Below are 19,215 nucleotides of genomic sequence, written 5' to 3' on the forward strand. Positions count from 1 at the left end.
TCTCCTAATCGTTAAAAGGCGCAACAATTGCGTTTGCGCCAGATCAGATACCCAAAATCCTCGCCCTTAAACGGATATTCGTGCCCTGCCTCCCATAGGGTCGTAGCACGCCCAAGGGGATAACAGGCATTAGTAGTCGGTAAAGGATTGACCATTTGATAGCGGTAACGTGATTTGGGCAAAATAGGGGAATAATGAGTATGACAAATGGATTTTGCGCTGCTTGTCGAATCGTCAAGTCCTACTGTGTCTTCCAATAGTCCCTGGCGGTGCAGTTTAAAATTCATACGCTCAGACAGTAAGACTGATGCCTGAACCCCGCCAACATGTTCTTGCACATGCCCCGTTAAAGGGTACATGCTTCCCTGAGCTCCTGCGCACCAAAAGAGTTTGTCAATGGCACTGCCCAATAAAGCGGTACTTGAATCAGCAGCGCAAGCCGCTTGTGCGGGTAAACTACCAAACAATACCGCCTCAGGATTAATGACGAAACCCAGCTCATCGTCATTCCACATCACATCCAATTCACTCGGATAAGCAATGTCAAAGTCTCCTTTTTCAACACAAATCCCATCAGTTAACACATTCAACCAATACATCAATGGGAACTTGTACCAGTGCACGTGGTAAAATGATTGATTGGATAAATTACTATCTGTTTCCACCGCACCTTTGCGGTAATACTTGCCAAAATTTAAAGAAATTCCCCCTAAATTAACTAAGCAAAATGGGGTTCTGGTTACATCCACTAAGTTAACAGGCTCCCAATAACCCATTGTTAATCCCAATCTCGGTATAGGATTTCCTGGGCATTCACAAACAGGCAGTTTGGGATTTTTAGTGTCTGGCAAATGATTGGAGGAAACGAGATTAGCTTGCCCTAAACTGAACGGGAACAAACACGACCAACAGACATCAGTAATGGGATTTACAAAACGACCATGACAAGATCCTGCTTGGGTCAACCCAGAAGCTAAAAAAGCAATAAGAATAAAAAAGGCTTTCATACAGTCACCTCATTAATTTGCAACCGCTTCCCTGCTTGAAAAACCCGCGCCGGCAAATACTTTATTTGAAATTTGGCAACCAAAAATCCATTTAAATCAAAATAAATAGCTTGCTTTAATTGATTCGCAACTTCCTTTACAGAGCCTGAGGTGAGGATTAATTTTACTTTTTGGTGCTGCGTTAATTCCTGGGTAACCCATGCAACCTGTGCCTCATCATCCCCGTCAAAAAACAGGAGAGTGCTACTCAAGCCCACTCTATCCAGGGGGTTAATTACAGTGCCTTGTTTAACAATCACTTGGCCGTGACTGTCCTTCACATCGTAAGGCACAGCAAGTGATGGATTAAAAAACCACGTTCTATTGTCTTCTGCTCTCGGCAAACGAATAGGTGTTGGGCGTGCCACATGTTCTTTTACCCGTTTTTTAAACTCAGATTGTACGGTCTTCCATTCCCCATTAACCTGCATCCCCTTCATTTTTTGCTGGATGTACTCTAAAAAATCTATTTCAGCAATTTCAAAGGTTTTGCCAAAGACACCATAGTCTTTAGCCTCTGCAAAAGGGAGATAGAGCATGCAAATAATCAACAGAAGCTTTTTCACGATTTATGCTCCAATTTGATCATCGTCATGAGGGTGGCTGTATAATCAGTGCTGCCTTTAATGACCGCTTCTCTTGGTAATAACACCAACGATTTGGAATGGGACAAGTCTTGTAACGCTGATTCCAAACGATGCGAAAATGCTTTAATTTCTGCTTCTTTCTCAAGGTTGGAATGATTTTTTTGCGCTTCCTCTTTGATAAATTGGGAGGTGATTGACAAGATATCAATGGTTGCAATATCTGGCCGCCTCAAAGCACTAAAAAAAATCCCATTAACTAAGATACTGGTGATGAGTGCGGTCAAAAGAGATACTTGAGTTGTCTTAAACATAGCCATACACCTCCAGGGCAACTTTGGAAATGGCATCAGCCAATGGCAAACCTGTTGCCATTAATCGTTTCAAGGCCTCGACTTCAGGACCACGTGTAGTGTTTAAGACGCGTGAAAATGGATCGACAATCAAACGATGCACTGTTGAATTCTCTTCACACATCATTAAAAACTCAGAGTATTCATTAGTTATTTTAAGGCTTCGGATTAAACGCTCGCCATAAGCATCCAACTGATTACTCGTTTTTAAAGTGTCAATCGTACTTTTGGAGGCACCTAAAAAGATTTTATAATAGGCGTTGTCGTAACACATTTTGGCAGTTGGATTGTTTTCATAATCATCTAAGCCATGAGTCACTGTAATAAAATTACCACCGTATTTAGGCGCACGCCTATAGCCCTCGTTAACAAAGTTAGCACTGCCACCCGTACCATTGTCTGAAAGTAATTCGTAGGATTCATCAATCAAGCAGCTTTTGGGAATGTGCTTTGGCGTGTAATACATCGCATTGGTGATTTGATACATTAAGATTTTCAATACAATGCGCTGCAAATCCTTATTTCCATCAAGACCACCCAACTCTAAAATGACTAAATTTCTTTTAAAATCGAGCGAACAAGGCGGTTCAAAATAACTGCCATAACGACCGTTTTTAGTATAGCTATACAACAGGCGCCCAATATTTTGAGAAATAGGATCGTTACTACTTTCTAAGTGATGAGCAATAAGAGTAATAGTTGTAGCATTGTGATGTTGTCGCCACATCGCCTCAATGGCTTTCTCAATATGACTTCGTTCTTCATCACTGACGTTACCTGATGGTCTTGCCATCATACCTACAAGTTGTATTAGCTGATTGTGAACGTCTTTAAATGCAGTATCATTTTTGGCTTGTGCATCAATTGTAGAAAAGAGGTTTAGGCTAATTTCAGTGTCATGATTAAAATCAATAAGCTGTCCGTTCAACATCTCACAAGATTTAGCGTATGAACCGCCCACATCAATGATATAAACAAAGCCCCCCTGGGATAACAGACTTTGAATGTAGTCATTCATTAAAAAGGATTTTCCTTTTCCAGGAGGAGCTACAATAGCGACATTATAGTTTCTGACTACGTTGTCAAAAAAATAAATAGCGGTAAATTGCCCTCGTCTTTGTGGATAGACCTGAGCAAATCGTCCTGCCCCTTTCCATTCCCCCTGGATAGGTAATAAGTTAACCGTATTAAAACTGGTTAAAGGTCTTACCCGTCCAAATGATTTGTAATCATCAAACATACCTTCAGCAGGTGCAAAGGGCATGGAGGCTAGAAGTGTTTGTAACTGCAAACCTGTTGGCGTGCGTAAATCAAATTGGTTACCACGAAATACATCCTTGGCACGTCGTACATCGCGACGGACATTGGCAGGTGTTGTAAACAATAAAACGTTATAATAGGAATCAACCAAAGAATCATCGCCACTGAGCCGCTCTCTTAACTCCTCAATTTCTGCGTATTTTTTGTTAAAATTTTTGACCCATTTGGCAATAAAAGGTTGTTTGGCATTTTGCCCTTCATCAGCATACTTGGCATCTAATGCCGCCATCACCTTGTCTTTATCTTTAATTCGTATTGCAAAACTAAAAAGAAAGGGACAACTTATTTGCAAAGAGGTATTAAACATTTTTCCAAATAAATCACCCAGTTGCCATTGCACAGGGGATTTAGGATATTGCCTAACGGACAAGCATTTAATCACCCTCGTATCTTCTTCTCGCTCAATCTCTATTTGATTGGATTTAACCCGCATACTCGCTTCAATGTCAGTCAGTTGAAAACGAATTTCAGTATTGGTATCGTAATTGGTTTTTTCTTCATACAAGCTGTCGGTTGGAAAGAGCCACTCCCGCTTTAAGCTAATCACTTCTTCAATAGACAGTTCTTTACAAATAATATTGACTGACTTTAGATTGTTGCTGATGTCTTCGCGCAAACTACCAAGCAACAAGCGATCGTCTTCTATGGATTTGCGCGGAATTGAAATACATAAAAATAAACGAAAATCACGCAAGACAAAATTGCTTTCTTTAGTTAATGAGCTGTACACCCCTTTGCGGTAAAATTCAGCTCGTCGGTGTGCCAGGGCTTTTAAAACCTCACTGCCTTGATTGCGTTGATGTTCCATTTCATCAATCATGTGGCCAATTTTAGGCGATGCCCAAAACAAAGCATGAAAACAACTTTCCGGTGGCAAAATATCCGTTAATATACTGGTGAGAATAGTCACTGTTTCTTCACTGGCACCAATCAGTGTCGAGCATTCAAACATCATATGAGATGCCTGTTTGTAAGGATAAATATCAGCTTCTGAATCGTAAACCTCGTCAGGTAAATAAGGTGCTAAGCAATAAGTATCCAACAGCGCTTCGATTTGCTTTTTATGATGCGCATCAGTCATGCCAAGCTCTTCTCGCAATGTTTCCAATAGCGAGCCTGTTGCATGACTTAAAATAGTGCTTGTTTTTTTAACTGCAAGACGCGCTTTTTTTATAGTTGACAACATAATGGCTCCCCTTATTTTAAAGCCAATTGTGACTGCTGCATCCACTGTCCTTCCTTAACAACGCTGTACACTCGATTGGCTTGATGATAATTGCCATCAGTGTCTTCATAAGGTGCTATCCAAAGAGGCATCACCCCTTCTCCATAACGCACAGGCTGACCAGGTCGCCCATCCATCACCAAAGGATTTCGGCTGGGGGTTACAGCCAGGGATTTGCCCTTACCATTCACCATGTCATAAACCTGATCCATACGTTTGCACGTTCCTCCATTGGGAGCTGGGCAATCAAAGTCCTCATTCAATTTGGCGCAACCGGTCAAAACAACACAGGGCAACAGTAATAAAGTAGTTAAAATTTTCATGATCTATATATCCTTAGAAAGAGTGGTTTTTATAGAAAAATTGGTTGGCAGCTTTTTCTTCAGCAGTCTCAGACTCGGCAGGGGCTTCAAAAGCTACTTTGGAATTTTGGCTTTCTTCTGGTTGTTCAGGGGCATTAGTGTCCGTTCCCCCATCAAGCCAAAAACCCTTAAGAAAAGTTACATCTACTGTAACGATTGGAGGCAATTGAATAATCGGGTGGTACATTTCAGCACGCTTGATGTTGTATTGCGCATACATTTTTGCAGCGCCCGATCCGCCACTAGAAACAGCCGCGAGAGGAATTTTTCCTGCTTGAATGGTTGATACACTTCCTAGAGGCGAGGTGCTGTAATCAGTGGAATATTGCTGGCCAATATTGCCCATGCTTTCCCAGAAGTTCCCCCAAAAAGCTTTTTTCACCATCGGTTCATCACGCCATACCGCACGCCCACGAATTCCGTTTTTAGAATCTGAAATGATGCCTGTAACCTGGATGTCGATATTGGTGCCATTGGAATGAATGCAACTTAATCGTTCGGTACGAAACTTTCCTCGCTCACTGGAAATATCGCCAATTACAGAAGCACTTACCATACAGCCTTTAAGTGGTGCCCTGTATTTATTCGGCATCACTCCATCATCGACAATTTGAAATATCATAATGTCGGGATTTGCTTGGCTTAAAACTCCCGCAGATGCATCTGCACCTTGTAAAACAACTGCTTTAGCAAAGGTGTTGGAGAAGACATAATTATTGGGTGTTTTGATTCGTGGCTTGGATTTTTTATTTAACTTGGCTGTGTATTGAATAAATCCCGAATCCATCTCCATGGAGTTGCTCGCTGCCGCTTCATCTGCTCGGGGTAACAACCCATTTTGAGGCTCATTGTTTTTTAATGTCCCATCTATTGGGGTAGTACGCTCCATTTGTAGCTTAACTATTTGATGCTTTAATTCAGAAAGTGTGGATTTCATTTCAGATAGTTCATCTTTTTGCGAGGTAATGAGCTTGCTTTGCTTGTCTTTTTCATCACCTAATGCCTTGAGGTTTTTATCAAAGAGCTCTGATTTTGCAAGCTCAGCTCGCCAGGCATTTTGTGTTTTCTCAATCCAATGGGATTCATTAGTGGCAGTAGATATCGGGCTGGCTAAGCTGTGTTTTTTATAAGCGGGTTTATCAACCTCTCTGGATTTAACTGTCTTGTTTCCCAATAAGGCAAAGCACGCAATCACCAACACTATAACGCCGATAACAATCCCTAAAAAGATCTGTTGTTGTTTTTTAAGTTGAATAGACATGTTAGCTAATCCTGTACAATCGAGTAGTTTCAAACGGCGCTAAATGGGTTTTAGCAAGCGCCACCCCTTTGGTTCCAGGCCAATTAAACCAGGATTCCTTGGCATCAATAGGCTGGTTGGTTACGTTTTTTAACTCAAAAATTTCACCCCGCATACGATTGCCATTAACTGTCAATAAGCGTTTTAGTTGTGTTTTTTGTGCTTTATAGACTGAAGGATTTTTGGGTATTGTTTGGGTAAAACCTTCTGGCAAATACCCATTAACAAGCGCTCGTAAAAAACCAACCATCACCTTTTCATAACTTGATGTATGTGGAGCGCGGGCACGAATTACAGGATTTCTGTAGGATTTAAAAACGATTGTTTGTGACGCAATGGGCTTTGGTTCTACACGCACGTTGTAAAAAAGACCTTTTTCAGTCAGCAAATTGATAGTAAAAGCTCGTGTGTGGTATAGAGGCGATGGCAAAAAAGTAAGAATACCCGTCGTATCATCAATTAATTTGCAATTCGCCTTCCCATTGCATGCATCAACCAGGGTGTTGCCAGGTGCTTTTATTTGCTGAATGCGATCATCCTCTAACATAAGATTATTGGGTTCTTTAATTGAGGCATTAATGAAAATATCTTCATAATTTCTGACTGTTTTTATTTGAGCACCTTCTGCTGTTGCTATTAATAAGCCTAAGCTGAATATCATTGCCATTTGTTTCATGATTACACCTTCTCAAGATTCGTTAGTTTCAACAGGCCATACTCATAGGAATACCTAATCAAAAAAGTCTCCCGTACATCAGACATCAAATCCGCGCCAACAAAACGCTTCATCTGTCCCATTACTTTTACGCTCAAGTGTTTGATATCAATTTCAAAGGTCGATGGATAAAACACGCTGGATAAATGTTCGTGATTAATTTGTTCGACTTCCTTAACCAATTGCGCCCTGATGTCCCCATACAGTGAGGGAGCTACATAGCCTAAGAGCGCATTAAATTGGTAAGTGGCTGAACTTGAAGTGATATTAAAACGAAGTTGCGTTAAGAAATTGGTCATGTCTCTTAAATAACCTTCCGAAACACCTGTTCCAGAAAGTGTAAATTCTTGAGATATTTTAGGTGGGATGAAATGGGTTTCATGTTTGCTATGAGCATAATGCAATAAGACCACAATGGTAATTGATTGCATGAATGTCATAGCTAGCAGCACACTACTAATACCTATGAATAAAACCCTAATCTTTTTTTCCTTCATTAATTCTGATTTTTTTTGTTCTATTTTCATCTGTTACCCCAAAAACGCTCTAATCCATGACGGTGGTGTTGCCCGTAACTTAGGTGATAGAGAAAAGAACCAATAAAAAAGGTGGATATAAAAATAGGGACCTTCATTACCCTTCATGCGTTTCATAAGAAATAGAAACGCACAGGTTAGAATCAATGAGGTAACAAAAAAACCACAAACAGCCCCAAATACGTAGAGAGTTAGTGCTCCTACCATGACCTCATCGAGTGTAAAAATAATCAATCGATAAGGCTCATTAAGATATTGGGGTGTTTTGTATTTTCTCGGATCTTCCATCTTAAACCCCTGCTAGCATTGCAACGACATTTAGAAAAATAGCCATCGCCCCAACGCCGCCAAGCGTTTTAATATTTCGAGTAAACATCAAGGTAACAACAGCCGCTACAGCTTCTCCGACATAAAGATAGGTTTTTATCGAACCATTGTAGGTATCCTTAACTACTTCTTCTGCAGCGGATAAAGCATCCGCTGCAAAGGTTCCTTGAGCCATTATTAGCAAGCAAATAAGTATGAAAATCTTTCCAATGTGAGCATTAATACTGCTTAACACGTTACTTCTGAACTGATTTAATAAAGACATGTTATCCCTCCTTTTTAATGGTGATTGAGGATTGATTGCTGCATTGATGGGCAAAATTTCTTTGTTGGATCAGCCAAACCATCGTGCTTTTCAGATTGAATTTTTTGATAAATTTCATAACGGTGGATGGCTACTGAATTGGGTGCATTAAACCCAATGCGTACCTGATTCCCTTTACAACATAGAACTGTGATAAATATATCTTCTCCAATAACAATGCTTTCACCGACTCTTCTAGTTAAACTCAACATCTTCTTCTCCTTTTTAGTTAACTTTCATATTTAAAATGTGTTTCATTTTCAGTAATTGGGTTTTAGCCACTTCAGGGTTATTGTTTTTGGGAGCTGCATCAGGTACAAAAAATGAACTTCTCTTGGAACAATTTTTACAAAAATCAATAAATTGGGGTAAGGTTGGCGGTAGTTCCTTATTTTTTCGACATAAATCAATTGCCATATCAAGAATGTTATCCGCATAGGTAAATAGTCCTTGTTGCCATTCACCTTTAACAAAAACTAAAAACTCATCGCTTTTAAATTGACTACGCCAAACCTGTCCGTACATAGCTGCAAACCTCAAAAATAATCGATCAATGCGCTTGCGACCTTCCTCGGTAGGCGCTAAGGTCGATGATGTTGTCATCGGTTTCTTCTTCAATGCCTGATTTACATGACTCCCAGAAGCTGTCTCTAATGGGTTGTTTCTTATAATTTGTTTCATGGACTGCATTATTTGTCTCCTGACACGTATCACTTTGAATTTCATCTTCCCAACAATGTTGTGCTAACCAATTGGCAGGATATTTCCAAGCAGCAACCCATTGGCCTTGGCTATGCTGTTGTTGATAAAACTGGATTTGTTGTTGTAAAGCCGAATAAATTTGTATTGGCAACTCAGGTGTGAGATTAAGCGCTTGAAATGCTTCCCATGCTTTTTGCTTTGATTTTTTTAGCGGGTACAAATCCCAAAATTTTTCGAATTGTGATAATAAAAAAATATAATAATTATCTTCTTTTAGAGGTGTGTCGGCTTTTGGAGATTTATCTATGCCGGCTTTTAGTGGGTCTGTCTTTGATAAGCCAGTATTTATAAGGCGTTGCTGATTTTTAGCTGGGTCTAGTTGCTGTGTCTGGTTTAGGTCTAGTTTATTTTGGACGGAATAACCCATTGTAGCTAATTCGCATCTTAAAATTAATTTTAAACCTTCGGATTGTGGTGTAATAAGCCCTGCTCGCCCCAAAGCAGATAAGGCACGGCGTATTTGCATGCGTGAATAGCTCCCGCTTTTAATGCCTTGATGCGGCTCAATATAAAGTTGCTCTGCTATCGATTGATAGCTGATTCCGCGCTTTATGCCGACTAATCCTGTTTTGACATCCATATATGGCCTTATCCCTCTTAGGTAAGCCAGTTGCTGAAGGTGTGGCATCCCACATAAAGCAGCAAGTTCTTTGTCATTAATTAAAAAATCCACTATTCACTCTCAATCCGTGTACAAATTCGTTATTATTTTTTTTATATGGTATATTTACTATTAACTACTACTTGAGTCGTACGATTCGTGTAAATAATTATTTTAATTTACCACTATTTGGTGCATTGTCAATATATATTTTCACAATATGGGATTAATTGGGTTGGTTAATATGAATATAAAAGAAAAAATTGGTCAAAGAATTCAAGAAGAACGGATAGCAAAAGGATTAACTAGAAAGGCCCTTGAGGAGTTAACTGATGATCTTAAACAATCAAGAATTAGCAATTGGGAGCGAGGTGATAGAACTCCAGGGCCTGAAGAAATAAAACAACTTGCTAGAGCACTAGATATTTCACCTGCTTATTTGATGTGCCTAACCGATGAGAAACGTCCAAAAAAAATTCCAGGATTAGGGTCATTGGTTCCACTGCTCGATCATCAACAAGCCTGCGATCCTAAAGGATTCATTCAAAGGGTTAGGAACGAACATAATTCAGATGAAATAAGCTTTATACCGATTTCTTCTGAGCTTAGTACTCGTCTTGGAGAAAATGCATTTGCTCTAAAAATGAAAGATGAGAGTATGCACCCTGAATTAAGAGTTAATGATATTTTGATTATTGATCCCAATTCTGAACTGCATCCAGGAAGTTTAGTTGCAGCACAGCTTAACGAAGAAAATGAGGTTATCGTGCGTAGATATAAACAACTAACCTTATCAAAAGAATTTAATCCATTTGAATTGCGGGCCGAAAATGATAATTGGGGGAATATAAAAATTGATAAAGTAACTGACGCTATAATTATCGGCGTTATTGTGTGTGTTGTGAGGTATACAGGGAGATACTAATACATTTAACCTAATTAATTCGATTTACCAGTGAAATGTTAACGGATAGTTCTGAGATTTTTTATAAACCACTCATGTTACGCACGTGAACTTGCAGTTTGAATAAAAAGCATTAGAATTTTGCCCTTAATTTTAGGGAGTGAATTCAATGGATATGCTTGATCTTTATTGTGATTATTTAATTTTCCAAAACAAATATGCGACTGCTACCGGGTTATCTGATTTGGTTGATGGAGCATTTGCTCATAACAAAGTAACACGATTTCTTCGTTTTGAACATTTTGGTTCAAAATCACTTTGGCACTATGTCAAAAAGCCAGTTAGGTCACAAGAAACAGTAGGAGGAGTATTGATACTTGATGATTCCATCGAAGAGAAGCCCTACTCTGATGAGAATGAAGTGAATTGCTGGTATTACTCTCATGCTAAAGGGGCTGTACTCAAAGGGATAAACATCTTGTATTGCATGGTTCGTTACGCTGACTTCAGTGTATCCATAGGATATAAGGTGATTAAAAAAGATATCGCTTATTGTGATATTAAAACCAGACAAACCAGAAGAAAATCATCAGTGAACAAGAATCAATTATTTCAAAGCTTGATTGCACAGGCTATTACCAATAAGGTGATGTTTGATTATGTGCTAGCTGACAACTGGTTTGGCTCGAAGGCCAATATGGTTCACATCCATAAAGACCTTCAAAAGTCGTTTATCATTGGAATCAAGTCTAACCTAACATTAGCCTTATCTGAAAACGATGCCAAAAACGGGCGGTACCAACAAGTAAGAGCATTAGAACTTGAAGAGGATATACTGGCTTAAAGGCCTAGACCTCCCCGTGAGGCTCCTGAAAAAGGTTTTCAAAAACGAAAATGGCTCAACAGGAATTCTCTATCTTGTTTCAAATGACATGCAAAGTAGTGCCGAACGTCTTTATGAAGTGTACCCTGGCGGATTGAAGAGTATCACAAGTCAATTAAGCAAAATGCAAGCTTAACCAAGTCCCCAGCTCGAATCGTCATAACACAGTGCAATCATATTTATGCGTCTATTATTGCTTACTGCAAGCTCGAAATGCTGAAGATAAAAACCCAATTAAATCACTTTGCCATTAAGTACAAACTAATTGTTAGAGCGAACCAAATTGCCTGGCAGGGGCTTAAAAATATGGCTGCTTAAAATTGATCGTGGGTAACATGAGTATTTGAGCTAAAACCTTAAAGTAATTTTCTGCTACACTTAAAATACAAACTGTCTTCCAAGGTTAGGTATGCGCTACCTCTTTATTTTGATAGCTCTTCTATCCCAACCACTTTTTGCTAAACCATCCGAAGCCATCTTTGCTGGTGGTTGTTTTTGGTGTGTTGAAGCCGATTTTGATAAAGTTCCTGGGGTTTTAGAGACTATTTCAGGCTATGATGGTGGTACTGAGCCTAGGCCTGGTTATGCATTGGTCTCATCGGGTAAAACTGCTTATGTAGAGGTTGTGCGTGTTGTCTTTGATAGCGATAAAGTGACCTATCAAGAATTACTAGATTTTTATTGGCGTCATATCGACCCAACAGTACAAAACCAGCAATTTTGCGATGTTGGTAAGCAATATCGCAGCGTCATTTTCTATTTAAATGACGATCAAAAAAAGGCAGCTTTAGCTAGTATTGATGAAATAAAAAAACGATTTCCTAAGGTATATACAGAGGTAATTCCCTCTACAACGTTTTATCCTGCAGAAGAATATCATCAAGATTATTATCAAAAAAATCCAATTCGTTACAAATATTACCGTTACAATTGTGGTCGTGATGCTCGTATCAAGGAGTTATGGGATGAAAAGTCTAGTTAGTTTTATTGTAAGCGTATTTATGCTAAATACTGCCCTGGCTTACACGCCTGAATTTAACAAATCCGAAAAACTAAAACAGCTTACGCCTCTACAATACCAAGTGACTCAAAAGGCTGCTACAGAAAAACCTTTTGATAATCCCTATTGGAATAATGAACAAGCCGGAATTTATGTGGACATAGTTTCAGGAGAGCCTCTGTTTAGTTCTCTGGATAAATACGACTCAGGAACCGGTTGGCCTAGTTTTACAAAACCCATAAATACCGCAAATGTTATTTTAAAACCCGCGAGACACTATTTGTTTTTTGTGCAAACTGAAGTGCTTTCTAAAAATGCGCAATCTCATTTAGGGCATGTATTTAATGACGGCCCAAAACCCACCGGTGAACGATATTGCATGAATTCGGCGGCATTGCGATTTATCCCAAAAGATCAAATGAGCAAAGAAGGCTATGAAGAGTATTTAACTCTTTTTAAATAGATTGCTTATGAAATTCATAAAGCCTGTGCATCGCTGTCCCTATCACTAACAAAGAAAAGATCATTGCTAAACTTAGGAAGTGGTTTGGCCAAAGCATCATGGCTATAAAAAAAACAAAGGCTTCAGCTCTTTCTATTAATCCTGGGCTGTAATGAAAACTTTTTTCTGAATCATTAGTCTTAAAAATACCCACAACAAGAAAACTCGTGATACAAAGTAGTATACTCGCCATCATTAACAAAGACCCAAGACCCCGCTCATTTGGATTAATAGCCCATAAGGCAAACACAACACCCACCTCAACCACGCGATCAGTCATAATATCCAATACACTACCCCAGTCAGAGCTATGGTTAGTTAGACGAGCAATAGTACCATCGAGGGTATCACAATATCCAGACAGTAATAGTAAACTAATGGCCAGATAGGGTAGATTTAGCCACAGTGCGGGTATCACTAAAAGACCCAATACGCCAGAAAAGAAGGTGACTTGATTTGGGGTCACTCGCTCTATCAACACAGGAGTAATTGGATTGACACAAAGGCGTTGATACAGTGGCCTAAGGTGTTGTTCTATCATAGATTTATCCTAATTTATTTAGCCAACGAACGAAAGTTCGAATTTTAGAAGAAAATATAAACGGCTTATAATACTCTCCCGCAACTCGCTTACTAATTTCACTAAAAGTGGGGTACGCTGCAATCGCATCGGTAAAAGTTCGCAAACTTTTCCGTTCTTTAACGGCTATAACCCAAGGTAAAATTAATTCACCCGCATGAGCGCCCACTATGCTCACACCCAAAATTTTAGCTTTTTTACCGGTTATGATTTTTATTTTGCCATTTACCTTATTTTCCGCTTGGGCTCTGTCCACCTCGGCGAAGGCAAATTCTGTGATTTTTAATGTAGGATCTTTTAAGGCCTCACTCGCCAATAGGCCCACGTGGGCTAATTCGGGCTCAGTATAAGTCACCCAAGGCACCGCTTTGTAATCTACTTTTGCAGGCCATTTAAAAGCAATATTTCTCAATGCAATACCCGCTTGATAACTAGCCATGTGCGTAAATTGATAAGGCCCTGTCACATCGCCTATGGCATAGATTTTTTTATTAGTGGTTTGAAGTCTGGCATTCGTGTTTATCCCTCTGGTGGTGTATTGAACGCCTGCTTTTTCCAAACCGAGCCCGTCCACATTAGCCACACGACCTGTTGATACCAACAAATGCGAGCCTGTGATAGTAATTGGGTTGTCCTGGTTTTCCAAATGAACACTAATGGTCTTATCAGCACTCTCTTCTATTTTGTTAATTTTAATTTGCTCATAAAGTGCTATCTGCATCGACTCAAGTTGACTTCGAATAATAGCCACGCAATCGGCATCATCCTTAGGAAGAATAGTAAAGGCTTCTAAAATAGTGACTTTAGACCCAAGCATTGCGAAAGCCTGAGCTAATTCACAGCCTATAGGACCTCCGCCGATAACAATCAAATGCTCAGGTTGTACTTTTAGGTTAAAGATGGTTTCATTAGTTAAATAAGAGACCTTGTTTAAGTTCTGGATAGGAGGGATGGCTGGAGATGAGCCTGTAGCAATCACAAAATGTTTGGCCCGAATAATTTTCCTTTTTAATTTAAACTGTTTTGGCCCTATAAAATGCCCTGCTTCTTGAATAACCTGAACACCTAGAGAGGTAAAACGTTCCACCGAATCATTTTTTGCAATACACGCTATCACATTATGCACCTGCTGCATCACTTGCAAAAAATCAATTTTCACCGATTTTGCCTGAATACCTAAAACAGTCGAATGTTTGGTTTGATAAAAGATTTTGGCAGTGTTCAATAGCGTTTTAGAAGGGATACAACCGTAATTTAAACAATCACCTCCCATTTTGTTTGGTTCAACCAATACCACTTGTAATCCCAATTGAGAGCAACCTGCAGCGATACTTAAGCCTGCAGAACCCCCGCCAATAATGGCCAAATCACAAAATAAATCTTTATCTTTCATTTTTTCAGTACCCTGTTTACCCTTTTTTTTGTAAAAAACAGGAATCAAAGAAAGAGCGGCTAATCCTAATAAAGGTAGAATAAATTTGGGTTCAAAAATAATCCCCAGATTAGGCTGAAGGCTTGCTGCAAATAGTTCGCCCAATCCATTACCAACAGACACATAGACAATAGAGCCAGGAATAATTCCTATAAAAGTGGCTATGATAAAAGTAGAAGCGCTCACACCCAATACGGCAGAAACGATATTAATCACCCAGAAAGGAAATAATGGGATAAGTCGCAAGGTGAGCAAATAAGAAAATGCATTGTCTTTAAACCCAGAACGCATCCGCTTAACCCAACCTGAAGCACGCTTGGAAAACACTTCGCCTAAGGACGATTGGACTGCAAAAAAAAGAATCGTTGCACCTAAAGTGGCACTTAGAACCACCAAAAAAGTTCCCCAAAGTATTCCAAATAAGAAGCCGCCTATTAAAGTCAAAAAGATAGCACCTGGGATAGAGAGTGCTACAGCCACTGTATAAATTATTATAAAAACGAAAGAGACCAGATAAAAATGTGATTTTGTTATGGCTATAAGCCATTCATGATTGTCTCGTAAACTGGCAAAACTTACGTATTTATTTAAGCCTAAACCCAAAAAAAGACCTAATAAAACTATTATAATTAATAAGGGCAGCCAAGTTTTTATTGCACTAATTTTCATAAGATGATGCCCTTTTCATTATTCACATAACGTTCTTACTTTCTTATCAGAAGTTTTTGACTTTCGACTAAAATGAAAATCCTTTTTTATTTGCCAATAGTGGCGTTGAGCTTTAATTGGCATCAAAAGTAACCGTATAAGACTATTATCTGATGGCTTGGAATACCCAGGTACACCAATTATTATAGCTTGTTGGGGAATATCTAATTTGATTGTTTGATGCAACCTATCCCAAAATGAAAATACAACCCCATAATTACTATTGGTTTCATTGAGATAATTGGAATGATGAATGCCATGCATTCTTGGAGTAACGATAATTTTATTAATTAGCCGTTCAAAGCGAAAAGGCAATTTGATATTGCTGTGTTGAAAAAAAGTATGTGCTTGAAAAAAAAATTCATAGCAAAAAAAGAGTAAGGGACTCACTCCAATCAACCCTAATTGCACCAACCTAAAGAGACTCGAATACATAATTTCCACACAATGAAAACGCATGGCGGTTGAAACATCTAAGTCAGGATCAGCGTGATGCACGACATGGAATCGCCACAACAACGGAAGTTTATGATTTAGAGCATGCCAGTAGTAAAAGCTTAAATCCATTAACAAAAACCCAAGTATAAACACTACCCATTGATTAAAGGGAAGCATAGATAGAAGGCCGAAATCATGGCTAAAGGTGAAAAGGACGGTGGCTTTTGCTAAGGGGCTAATAAACAGACTTGCGATGACATAAACCAAGAGGGTAAAGGTGAAATTAATTGCTAATCGCGGCAATAATGGGCGAGTTGCTTTTCTTAAAGGCCACTTTTTCTCTAAAACAAACAATGACAAATAAATAAAAATAAGAATGAGTACTAAGTAATATTGTACTGTACTGTAATTGATCTCAGACATTAGTTTAAAAGGCTCGTGAATTGTTTCTATAAACTTGCCTATAAAAATGGCTCAAGTCAATCCAATTATAATTATCTTTATTCATAGTAATCATTTTTCTCTTAAATTAGTGGTAGTTGTTGGACTGAAAATATTTTTCTATTTTCAATGTGTCTCTGTAAGAGTAAATGGTGTTCTTGCTTACATTTTTTTGTTTGGGTAAATAAACAGTAAGAAATTCAGTAAAATATTCTGCAAAATCAGTTGGTTTCATCGTTATCGCCTTGCAAATCAGGGATTATTCCTGGGTACCTAGTCTCCATTTTCAACTTTATATCGGGAAACACATCGATCGTCATACGAAGGTAATAGGCCCTTTCGTGAAAAGAGTCGTGTCCCATATAAGTTTTAAATACAGGCAGATATACGTAAGCGTTCGCCTAAATACGGGTTGCATTGATATTGATGCTTTGCACTGAAGCAAATCAAGCCCATTGGGTAATTCTATTCATCTTGGCCTTATATTTTATTCTGGGAAGAATTCTTCATGCTTATGCTTTTATTTATAATAAAAAGCATTTCAAATTTCGTGTGCGGGGAATGGTTCTGACGTTTTCTGCACTTTTTTCCTTGCGGTGTTGAACATTAGTTTAATACTTTTTAAACTCGGGTGATAAAACAATTATTTTTTTACCCTGCATAAATCTGTTCAAAGTATTTACTTTTTCTGAGCGGGCAATCTATTAGAAAAAGAATTATTGAGATCGCTGGACTTATTATACTCAGAAGCATTATGCACACCAAATTTGATTTAGGCAACATCGCCACGCGAAGATGCCAATAATCCAAATTTCTTAGAAATTAAGTGGTCAAGAGATAGTGAACCCGGGCCATAAAATAAAATCAAAGCAAGCAGCATAGCCCAGTAACGATGGTCTATTAAATCGAGATAGGTAAACTGAATGACAGCGGTCATAGCCAGTAAAGGCAATGTTGCAAGTCTTGTTGCAAACCCAAAGATAAGAAGTACAGGGCAAGCGAGCTCAAAAGAGGTTGCAAGACAAGCAGTAATTTCTGGAGGCACAAAAGGAACTTTATATTCTTCCCTAAACAAGAAGACGGTCGACTGCCAGTTTGATATTTTAGTCATGCCAGAATACCAGAAGATTTTAGCCATCCATAAGCGCATGAATAAAACAAGCACAGGAAGGGCAATTTTCTCCAAAACCTTTGTAACTGATAGATAAATTTGAATAATTTTAGAAATGAACGGCTTATTTATAGAAGTTTCTACCGAATTATTGAGCATTATTGCCTCCGGTTTTAATGATATTGTCGACCAGCTGCTCCTGTAACACAAAAGCAACTGCTGAAGTTAAGTCAAAATTTTGATTGATTGTTTGTGCATACTGGACGCTCTCTAAAAGCTTTGCACCTTCAAATAATTTCTTTATGAAATGCCACTGATCTTCGGCAATCCAATAGGTATGTATTTCGTTTTCCTTACAGCCAATAACACCATAAGCTGCTTCTGTCTTAAGGGTAATTGCTTTTGAACTACAATTCTCAATGGTATCATGAATATCAAACAACGGGTATTTGGACTGAAAAATACAAACTGAAGGACAAAAATTCAGTTTGATATGATCTATTTCCTCTTCGGGGATGGTCATTAAATCTTGAGGGGAAATGGACTTAGAGTCTACAGCCCCATACGCCAAATGTTTGAGCCATTCATAGTGGGCATAATCACTTAAATAGGGCAACTCAGACAGTTGCTGTAATGTGGAAAGAAAGTCAGGGAAATCTCCACCAAAATCATCAAGCCAGCCTGTCTTTGGTAAGTACTTATCCTTTTTGCAATAAGTATAGGCAACACTATTGGCACACTCATTGCCGATTAATTTCCAAACGCCTGGATAAGTAATCCTCAAAGCATTGATCATATTTTCAAAAATAGTCTGACGATAAACATCTAGCCGTTCTTGGGAGAAATCCGAGCTTATAAAACTTAAATCAACGTCTTTTTTAAAGATATTTCGATAAAAGGACTCTTGTAATTTAAGTAATTCATGCATTTGCTACCCCCCTATTGACTTTGTAAGACGAGAGGTATGACTCGCATTTTGAAGCTTCCTCAATTAAAACATTGAGAGAAGGGATGTCTGCATCCCATTCAAGTAAAGTTGGTATAGGGCCAAATCTTTGAACAGTATAATCGTATAGAGCCCACACCTCATCACACACATAATTATTGTGAGTATCTATACGCAGAGTACTATCGTTTGACAATTCTTTTATGGAATGACCAGCAATATGAATTTCTTTTACTAAATTAAATGGAATAGAATCAATGTACTCTTTGGTATTCCATCCGTGATTCCAGGATGAGATGAATAGGTTATTCACATCGAGCAGAATCTTGGCACCTGTTTGATTGCAAAGCTCCACCAAAAAATAGGATTCATGGAGCCTGGATGACTTATATTCTATATAGGAAGATGGGTTCTCAATAAGAATTTCTCGTTTTAAAAAATCCTGTGCTATCGATATACTGCGCTTAAAGGTGTTAAAACTTTCTTCTGTATAAGGCACTGGAAGTAAATCAGGCATGTGTATGCCACCAACATGTCCCCATGAAAGATGCTCAGAAACAAATTTAGGCTGCACCTGATGAACAAGATTCGATAGGCGATCCAAATGGACTTTGGAGATACCATCGGATGAACCCAAAGATAGCCCAACACCATGAAGGCTTATCGGATAATATTCGGAAATATTTAAAAGAGCTTTTATCTCATTTCCGCCGTTGGAGAAGAAATTTTCGCTATGAACTTCAAACCAGCCAATCGAAGGTCGCTCCTCTAGAACTTGTGTGTAATGAGGGTACCGAAGTCCAATACCTATTAGCGGGTTCAAAGTCATAATATA

General features: G+C 38.7%; 22 protein-coding genes and 1 pseudogene. 4 read left to right on the forward strand and 19 right to left on the reverse strand.

Annotated elements, in window-relative coordinates; translation table 11 throughout:
* Positions 1-11: 11 nt before the first annotated feature.
* The 13 genes from traU to Lani_RS01170 are packed head-to-tail and all read right to left on the reverse strand — an operon-like array spanning position 12 to position 9,507.
* Complete coding sequence (gene traU / locus Lani_RS01110; protein WP_010947798.1) at positions 12-1,007, reverse strand: conjugal transfer pilus assembly protein TraU; 996 nt, start codon at positions 1,005-1,007, stop codon at positions 12-14.
* Positions 1,004-1,612, reverse strand: a complete 609-nt coding sequence (gene traW / locus Lani_RS01115; RefSeq protein WP_010947799.1) for a type-F conjugative transfer system protein TraW — start codon at positions 1,610-1,612, stop codon at positions 1,004-1,006. The genes traU and traW overlap by 4 nt, the downstream gene beginning before the upstream one ends.
* Positions 1,609-1,944, reverse strand: a complete 336-nt coding sequence (locus Lani_RS01120; protein WP_015444242.1) for a TrbI F-type domain-containing protein — start codon at positions 1,942-1,944, stop codon at positions 1,609-1,611. The genes traW and Lani_RS01120 overlap by 4 nt, the downstream gene beginning before the upstream one ends.
* The gene (traC, locus tag Lani_RS01125) at positions 1,937-4,489 is read right to left on the reverse strand and encodes a type IV secretion system protein TraC (protein ID WP_015444241.1); all 2,553 of its coding nucleotides are present in this window, start codon (positions 4,487-4,489) and stop codon (positions 1,937-1,939) included. The genes Lani_RS01120 and traC overlap by 8 nt, the downstream gene beginning before the upstream one ends.
* 11 nt (positions 4,490-4,500) lie before the next feature.
* A complete protein-coding gene (gene traV, locus Lani_RS01130) occupies positions 4,501-4,851 on the reverse strand; it encodes a type IV conjugative transfer system lipoprotein TraV (protein ID WP_010947801.1) in 351 nt (116 codons plus the stop codon).
* A 13-nt stretch (positions 4,852-4,864) separates the two neighbouring features.
* Positions 4,865-6,151 (reverse strand): TraB/VirB10 family protein, encoded by a 1,287-nt coding sequence (locus Lani_RS01135; protein ID WP_015444240.1) that lies wholly within the window; start codon positions 6,149-6,151, stop codon positions 4,865-4,867.
* A 1-nt stretch (position 6,152) separates the two neighbouring features.
* On the reverse strand, positions 6,153-6,866 hold the full coding sequence (gene traK / locus Lani_RS01140) for a type-F conjugative transfer system secretin TraK (protein ID WP_010947803.1): 714 nt from the start codon (positions 6,864-6,866) through the stop codon (positions 6,153-6,155).
* A 2-nt stretch (positions 6,867-6,868) separates the two neighbouring features.
* A complete protein-coding gene (gene traE, locus Lani_RS01145; protein WP_010947804.1) occupies positions 6,869-7,432 on the reverse strand; it encodes a type IV conjugative transfer system protein TraE in 564 nt (187 codons plus the stop codon).
* A 3-nt stretch (positions 7,433-7,435) separates the two neighbouring features.
* A complete protein-coding gene (gene traL, locus Lani_RS01150) occupies positions 7,436-7,729 on the reverse strand; it encodes a type IV conjugative transfer system protein TraL (protein ID WP_010947805.1) in 294 nt (97 codons plus the stop codon).
* Between the two features lies 1 nt (position 7,730).
* Positions 7,731-8,033 carry a fimbrial protein gene (locus Lani_RS01155; protein WP_010947806.1) on the reverse strand — a complete coding sequence of 101 codons (303 nt, stop codon included), beginning with the start codon at positions 8,031-8,033 and terminating at the stop codon, positions 7,731-7,733.
* A 14-nt stretch (positions 8,034-8,047) separates the two neighbouring features.
* Entirely contained in the window at positions 8,048-8,284 is a 237-nt protein-coding gene (csrA, locus tag Lani_RS01160) for a carbon storage regulator CsrA (protein WP_010947807.1), read from the reverse strand.
* 13 nt (positions 8,285-8,297) lie between these two features.
* A complete protein-coding gene (locus Lani_RS01165) occupies positions 8,298-8,675 on the reverse strand; it encodes a hypothetical protein (protein ID WP_025520140.1) in 378 nt (125 codons plus the stop codon).
* On the reverse strand, positions 8,623-9,507 hold the full coding sequence (locus Lani_RS01170) for a hypothetical protein (RefSeq protein WP_010947808.1): 885 nt from the start codon (positions 9,505-9,507) through the stop codon (positions 8,623-8,625). The genes Lani_RS01165 and Lani_RS01170 overlap by 53 nt, the downstream gene beginning before the upstream one ends.
* Before the next feature lie 172 nt (positions 9,508-9,679).
* Between Lani_RS01170 and Lani_RS01175 the strand changes: the two genes are divergently transcribed.
* From Lani_RS01175 to msrB, 4 genes and pseudogenes are all read left to right on the forward strand, one after another.
* Positions 9,680-10,360 carry a helix-turn-helix domain-containing protein gene (locus Lani_RS01175; RefSeq protein WP_015444237.1) on the forward strand — a complete coding sequence of 227 codons (681 nt, stop codon included), beginning with the start codon at positions 9,680-9,682 and terminating at the stop codon, positions 10,358-10,360.
* A gap of 148 nt (positions 10,361-10,508) precedes the next feature.
* Positions 10,509-11,540 (forward strand): annotated as a pseudogene (locus Lani_RS01180) (IS701 family transposase).
* A gap of 91 nt (positions 11,541-11,631) precedes the next feature.
* A complete protein-coding gene (gene msrA / locus Lani_RS01185) occupies positions 11,632-12,204 on the forward strand; it encodes a peptide-methionine (S)-S-oxide reductase MsrA (protein ID WP_010947811.1) in 573 nt (190 codons plus the stop codon).
* Positions 12,188-12,685, forward strand: coding sequence for a peptide-methionine (R)-S-oxide reductase MsrB (msrB, locus tag Lani_RS01190; protein WP_015444236.1), 498 nt, complete (start codon positions 12,188-12,190; stop codon positions 12,683-12,685). Before msrA ends, msrB begins: the two co-directional genes overlap by 17 nt.
* Here msrB and Lani_RS01195 read toward each other — a convergent pair.
* The 6 genes from Lani_RS01195 to bufB form a co-directional block, all read right to left on the reverse strand.
* Entirely contained in the window at positions 12,678-13,265 is a 588-nt protein-coding gene (locus tag Lani_RS01195) for a CDP-alcohol phosphatidyltransferase family protein (RefSeq protein ID WP_010947813.1), read from the reverse strand. The genes msrB and Lani_RS01195 overlap by 8 nt on opposite strands.
* A gap of 4 nt (positions 13,266-13,269) precedes the next feature.
* Entirely contained in the window at positions 13,270-15,405 is a 2,136-nt protein-coding gene (locus Lani_RS01200; RefSeq protein ID WP_010947814.1) for an FAD-dependent oxidoreductase, read from the reverse strand.
* Positions 15,406-15,423: 18 nt separating this feature from the next.
* Entirely contained in the window at positions 15,424-16,305 is an 882-nt protein-coding gene (locus Lani_RS01205) for a sterol desaturase family protein (protein ID WP_010947815.1), read from the reverse strand.
* Between the two features lie 790 nt (positions 16,306-17,095).
* A complete protein-coding gene (locus Lani_RS01210) occupies positions 17,096-17,593 on the reverse strand; it encodes a DoxX family protein (RefSeq protein ID WP_010947818.1) in 498 nt (165 codons plus the stop codon).
* Positions 17,583-18,362: an HvfC/BufC N-terminal domain-containing protein gene (locus Lani_RS01215; RefSeq protein WP_010947819.1), complete on the reverse strand. Its 780-nt coding sequence runs from the start codon at positions 18,360-18,362 to the stop codon at positions 17,583-17,585. Before Lani_RS01215 ends, Lani_RS01210 begins: the two co-directional genes overlap by 11 nt.
* Positions 18,355-19,209 carry an MNIO family bufferin maturase gene (gene bufB / locus Lani_RS01220; RefSeq protein ID WP_010947820.1) on the reverse strand — a complete coding sequence of 285 codons (855 nt, stop codon included), beginning with the start codon at positions 19,207-19,209 and terminating at the stop codon, positions 18,355-18,357. Before bufB ends, Lani_RS01215 begins: the two co-directional genes overlap by 8 nt.
* Positions 19,210-19,215 lie beyond the last annotated feature (6 nt).

Source organism: Legionella anisa, assembly GCF_001467525.1.
In the GTDB taxonomy this organism is placed as follows: Bacteria; Pseudomonadota; Gammaproteobacteria; order Legionellales; family Legionellaceae; genus Legionella; species Legionella anisa.

Coding starts and splice junctions, on each gene's coding strand:
- traU (WP_010947798.1), bottom strand. CDS start 1,007: ATGAAAGCCTTTTTTATTCTTATTGCTTTTTTAGCTTCTGGGTTGACC.
- Lani_RS01120 (WP_015444242.1), bottom strand. CDS start 1,944: ATGTTTAAGACAACTCAAGTATCTCTTTTGACCGCACTCATCACCAGT.
- traC (WP_015444241.1), bottom strand. CDS start 4,489: ATGTTGTCAACTATAAAAAAAGCGCGTCTTGCAGTTAAAAAAACAAGC.
- traV (WP_010947801.1), bottom strand. CDS start 4,851: ATGAAAATTTTAACTACTTTATTACTGTTGCCCTGTGTTGTTTTGACC.
- Lani_RS01135 (WP_015444240.1), bottom strand. CDS start 6,151: ATGTCTATTCAACTTAAAAAACAACAACAGATCTTTTTAGGGATTGTT.
- traK (WP_010947803.1), bottom strand. CDS start 6,866: ATGAAACAAATGGCAATGATATTCAGCTTAGGCTTATTAATAGCAACA.
- traE (WP_010947804.1), bottom strand. CDS start 7,432: ATGAAAATAGAACAAAAAAAATCAGAATTAATGAAGGAAAAAAAGATT.
- traL (WP_010947805.1), bottom strand. CDS start 7,729: ATGGAAGATCCGAGAAAATACAAAACACCCCAATATCTTAATGAGCCT.
- Lani_RS01155 (WP_010947806.1), bottom strand. CDS start 8,033: ATGTCTTTATTAAATCAGTTCAGAAGTAACGTGTTAAGCAGTATTAAT.
- csrA (WP_010947807.1), bottom strand. CDS start 8,284: ATGTTGAGTTTAACTAGAAGAGTCGGTGAAAGCATTGTTATTGGAGAA.
- Lani_RS01165 (WP_025520140.1), bottom strand. CDS start 8,675: ATGACAACATCATCGACCTTAGCGCCTACCGAGGAAGGTCGCAAGCGC.
- Lani_RS01175 (WP_015444237.1), top strand. CDS start 9,680: ATGAATATAAAAGAAAAAATTGGTCAAAGAATTCAAGAAGAACGGATA.
- msrA (WP_010947811.1), top strand. CDS start 11,632: ATGCGCTACCTCTTTATTTTGATAGCTCTTCTATCCCAACCACTTTTT.
- msrB (WP_015444236.1), top strand. CDS start 12,188: ATGAAAAGTCTAGTTAGTTTTATTGTAAGCGTATTTATGCTAAATACT.
- Lani_RS01195 (WP_010947813.1), bottom strand. CDS start 13,265: ATGATAGAACAACACCTTAGGCCACTGTATCAACGCCTTTGTGTCAAT.
- Lani_RS01200 (WP_010947814.1), bottom strand. CDS start 15,405: ATGAAAATTAGTGCAATAAAAACTTGGCTGCCCTTATTAATTATAATA.
- Lani_RS01205 (WP_010947815.1), bottom strand. CDS start 16,305: ATGTCTGAGATCAATTACAGTACAGTACAATATTACTTAGTACTCATT.
- Lani_RS01210 (WP_010947818.1), bottom strand. CDS start 17,593: ATGCTCAATAATTCGGTAGAAACTTCTATAAATAAGCCGTTCATTTCT.
- Lani_RS01215 (WP_010947819.1), bottom strand. CDS start 18,362: ATGCATGAATTACTTAAATTACAAGAGTCCTTTTATCGAAATATCTTT.
- bufB (WP_010947820.1), bottom strand. CDS start 19,209: ATGACTTTGAACCCGCTAATAGGTATTGGACTTCGGTACCCTCATTAC.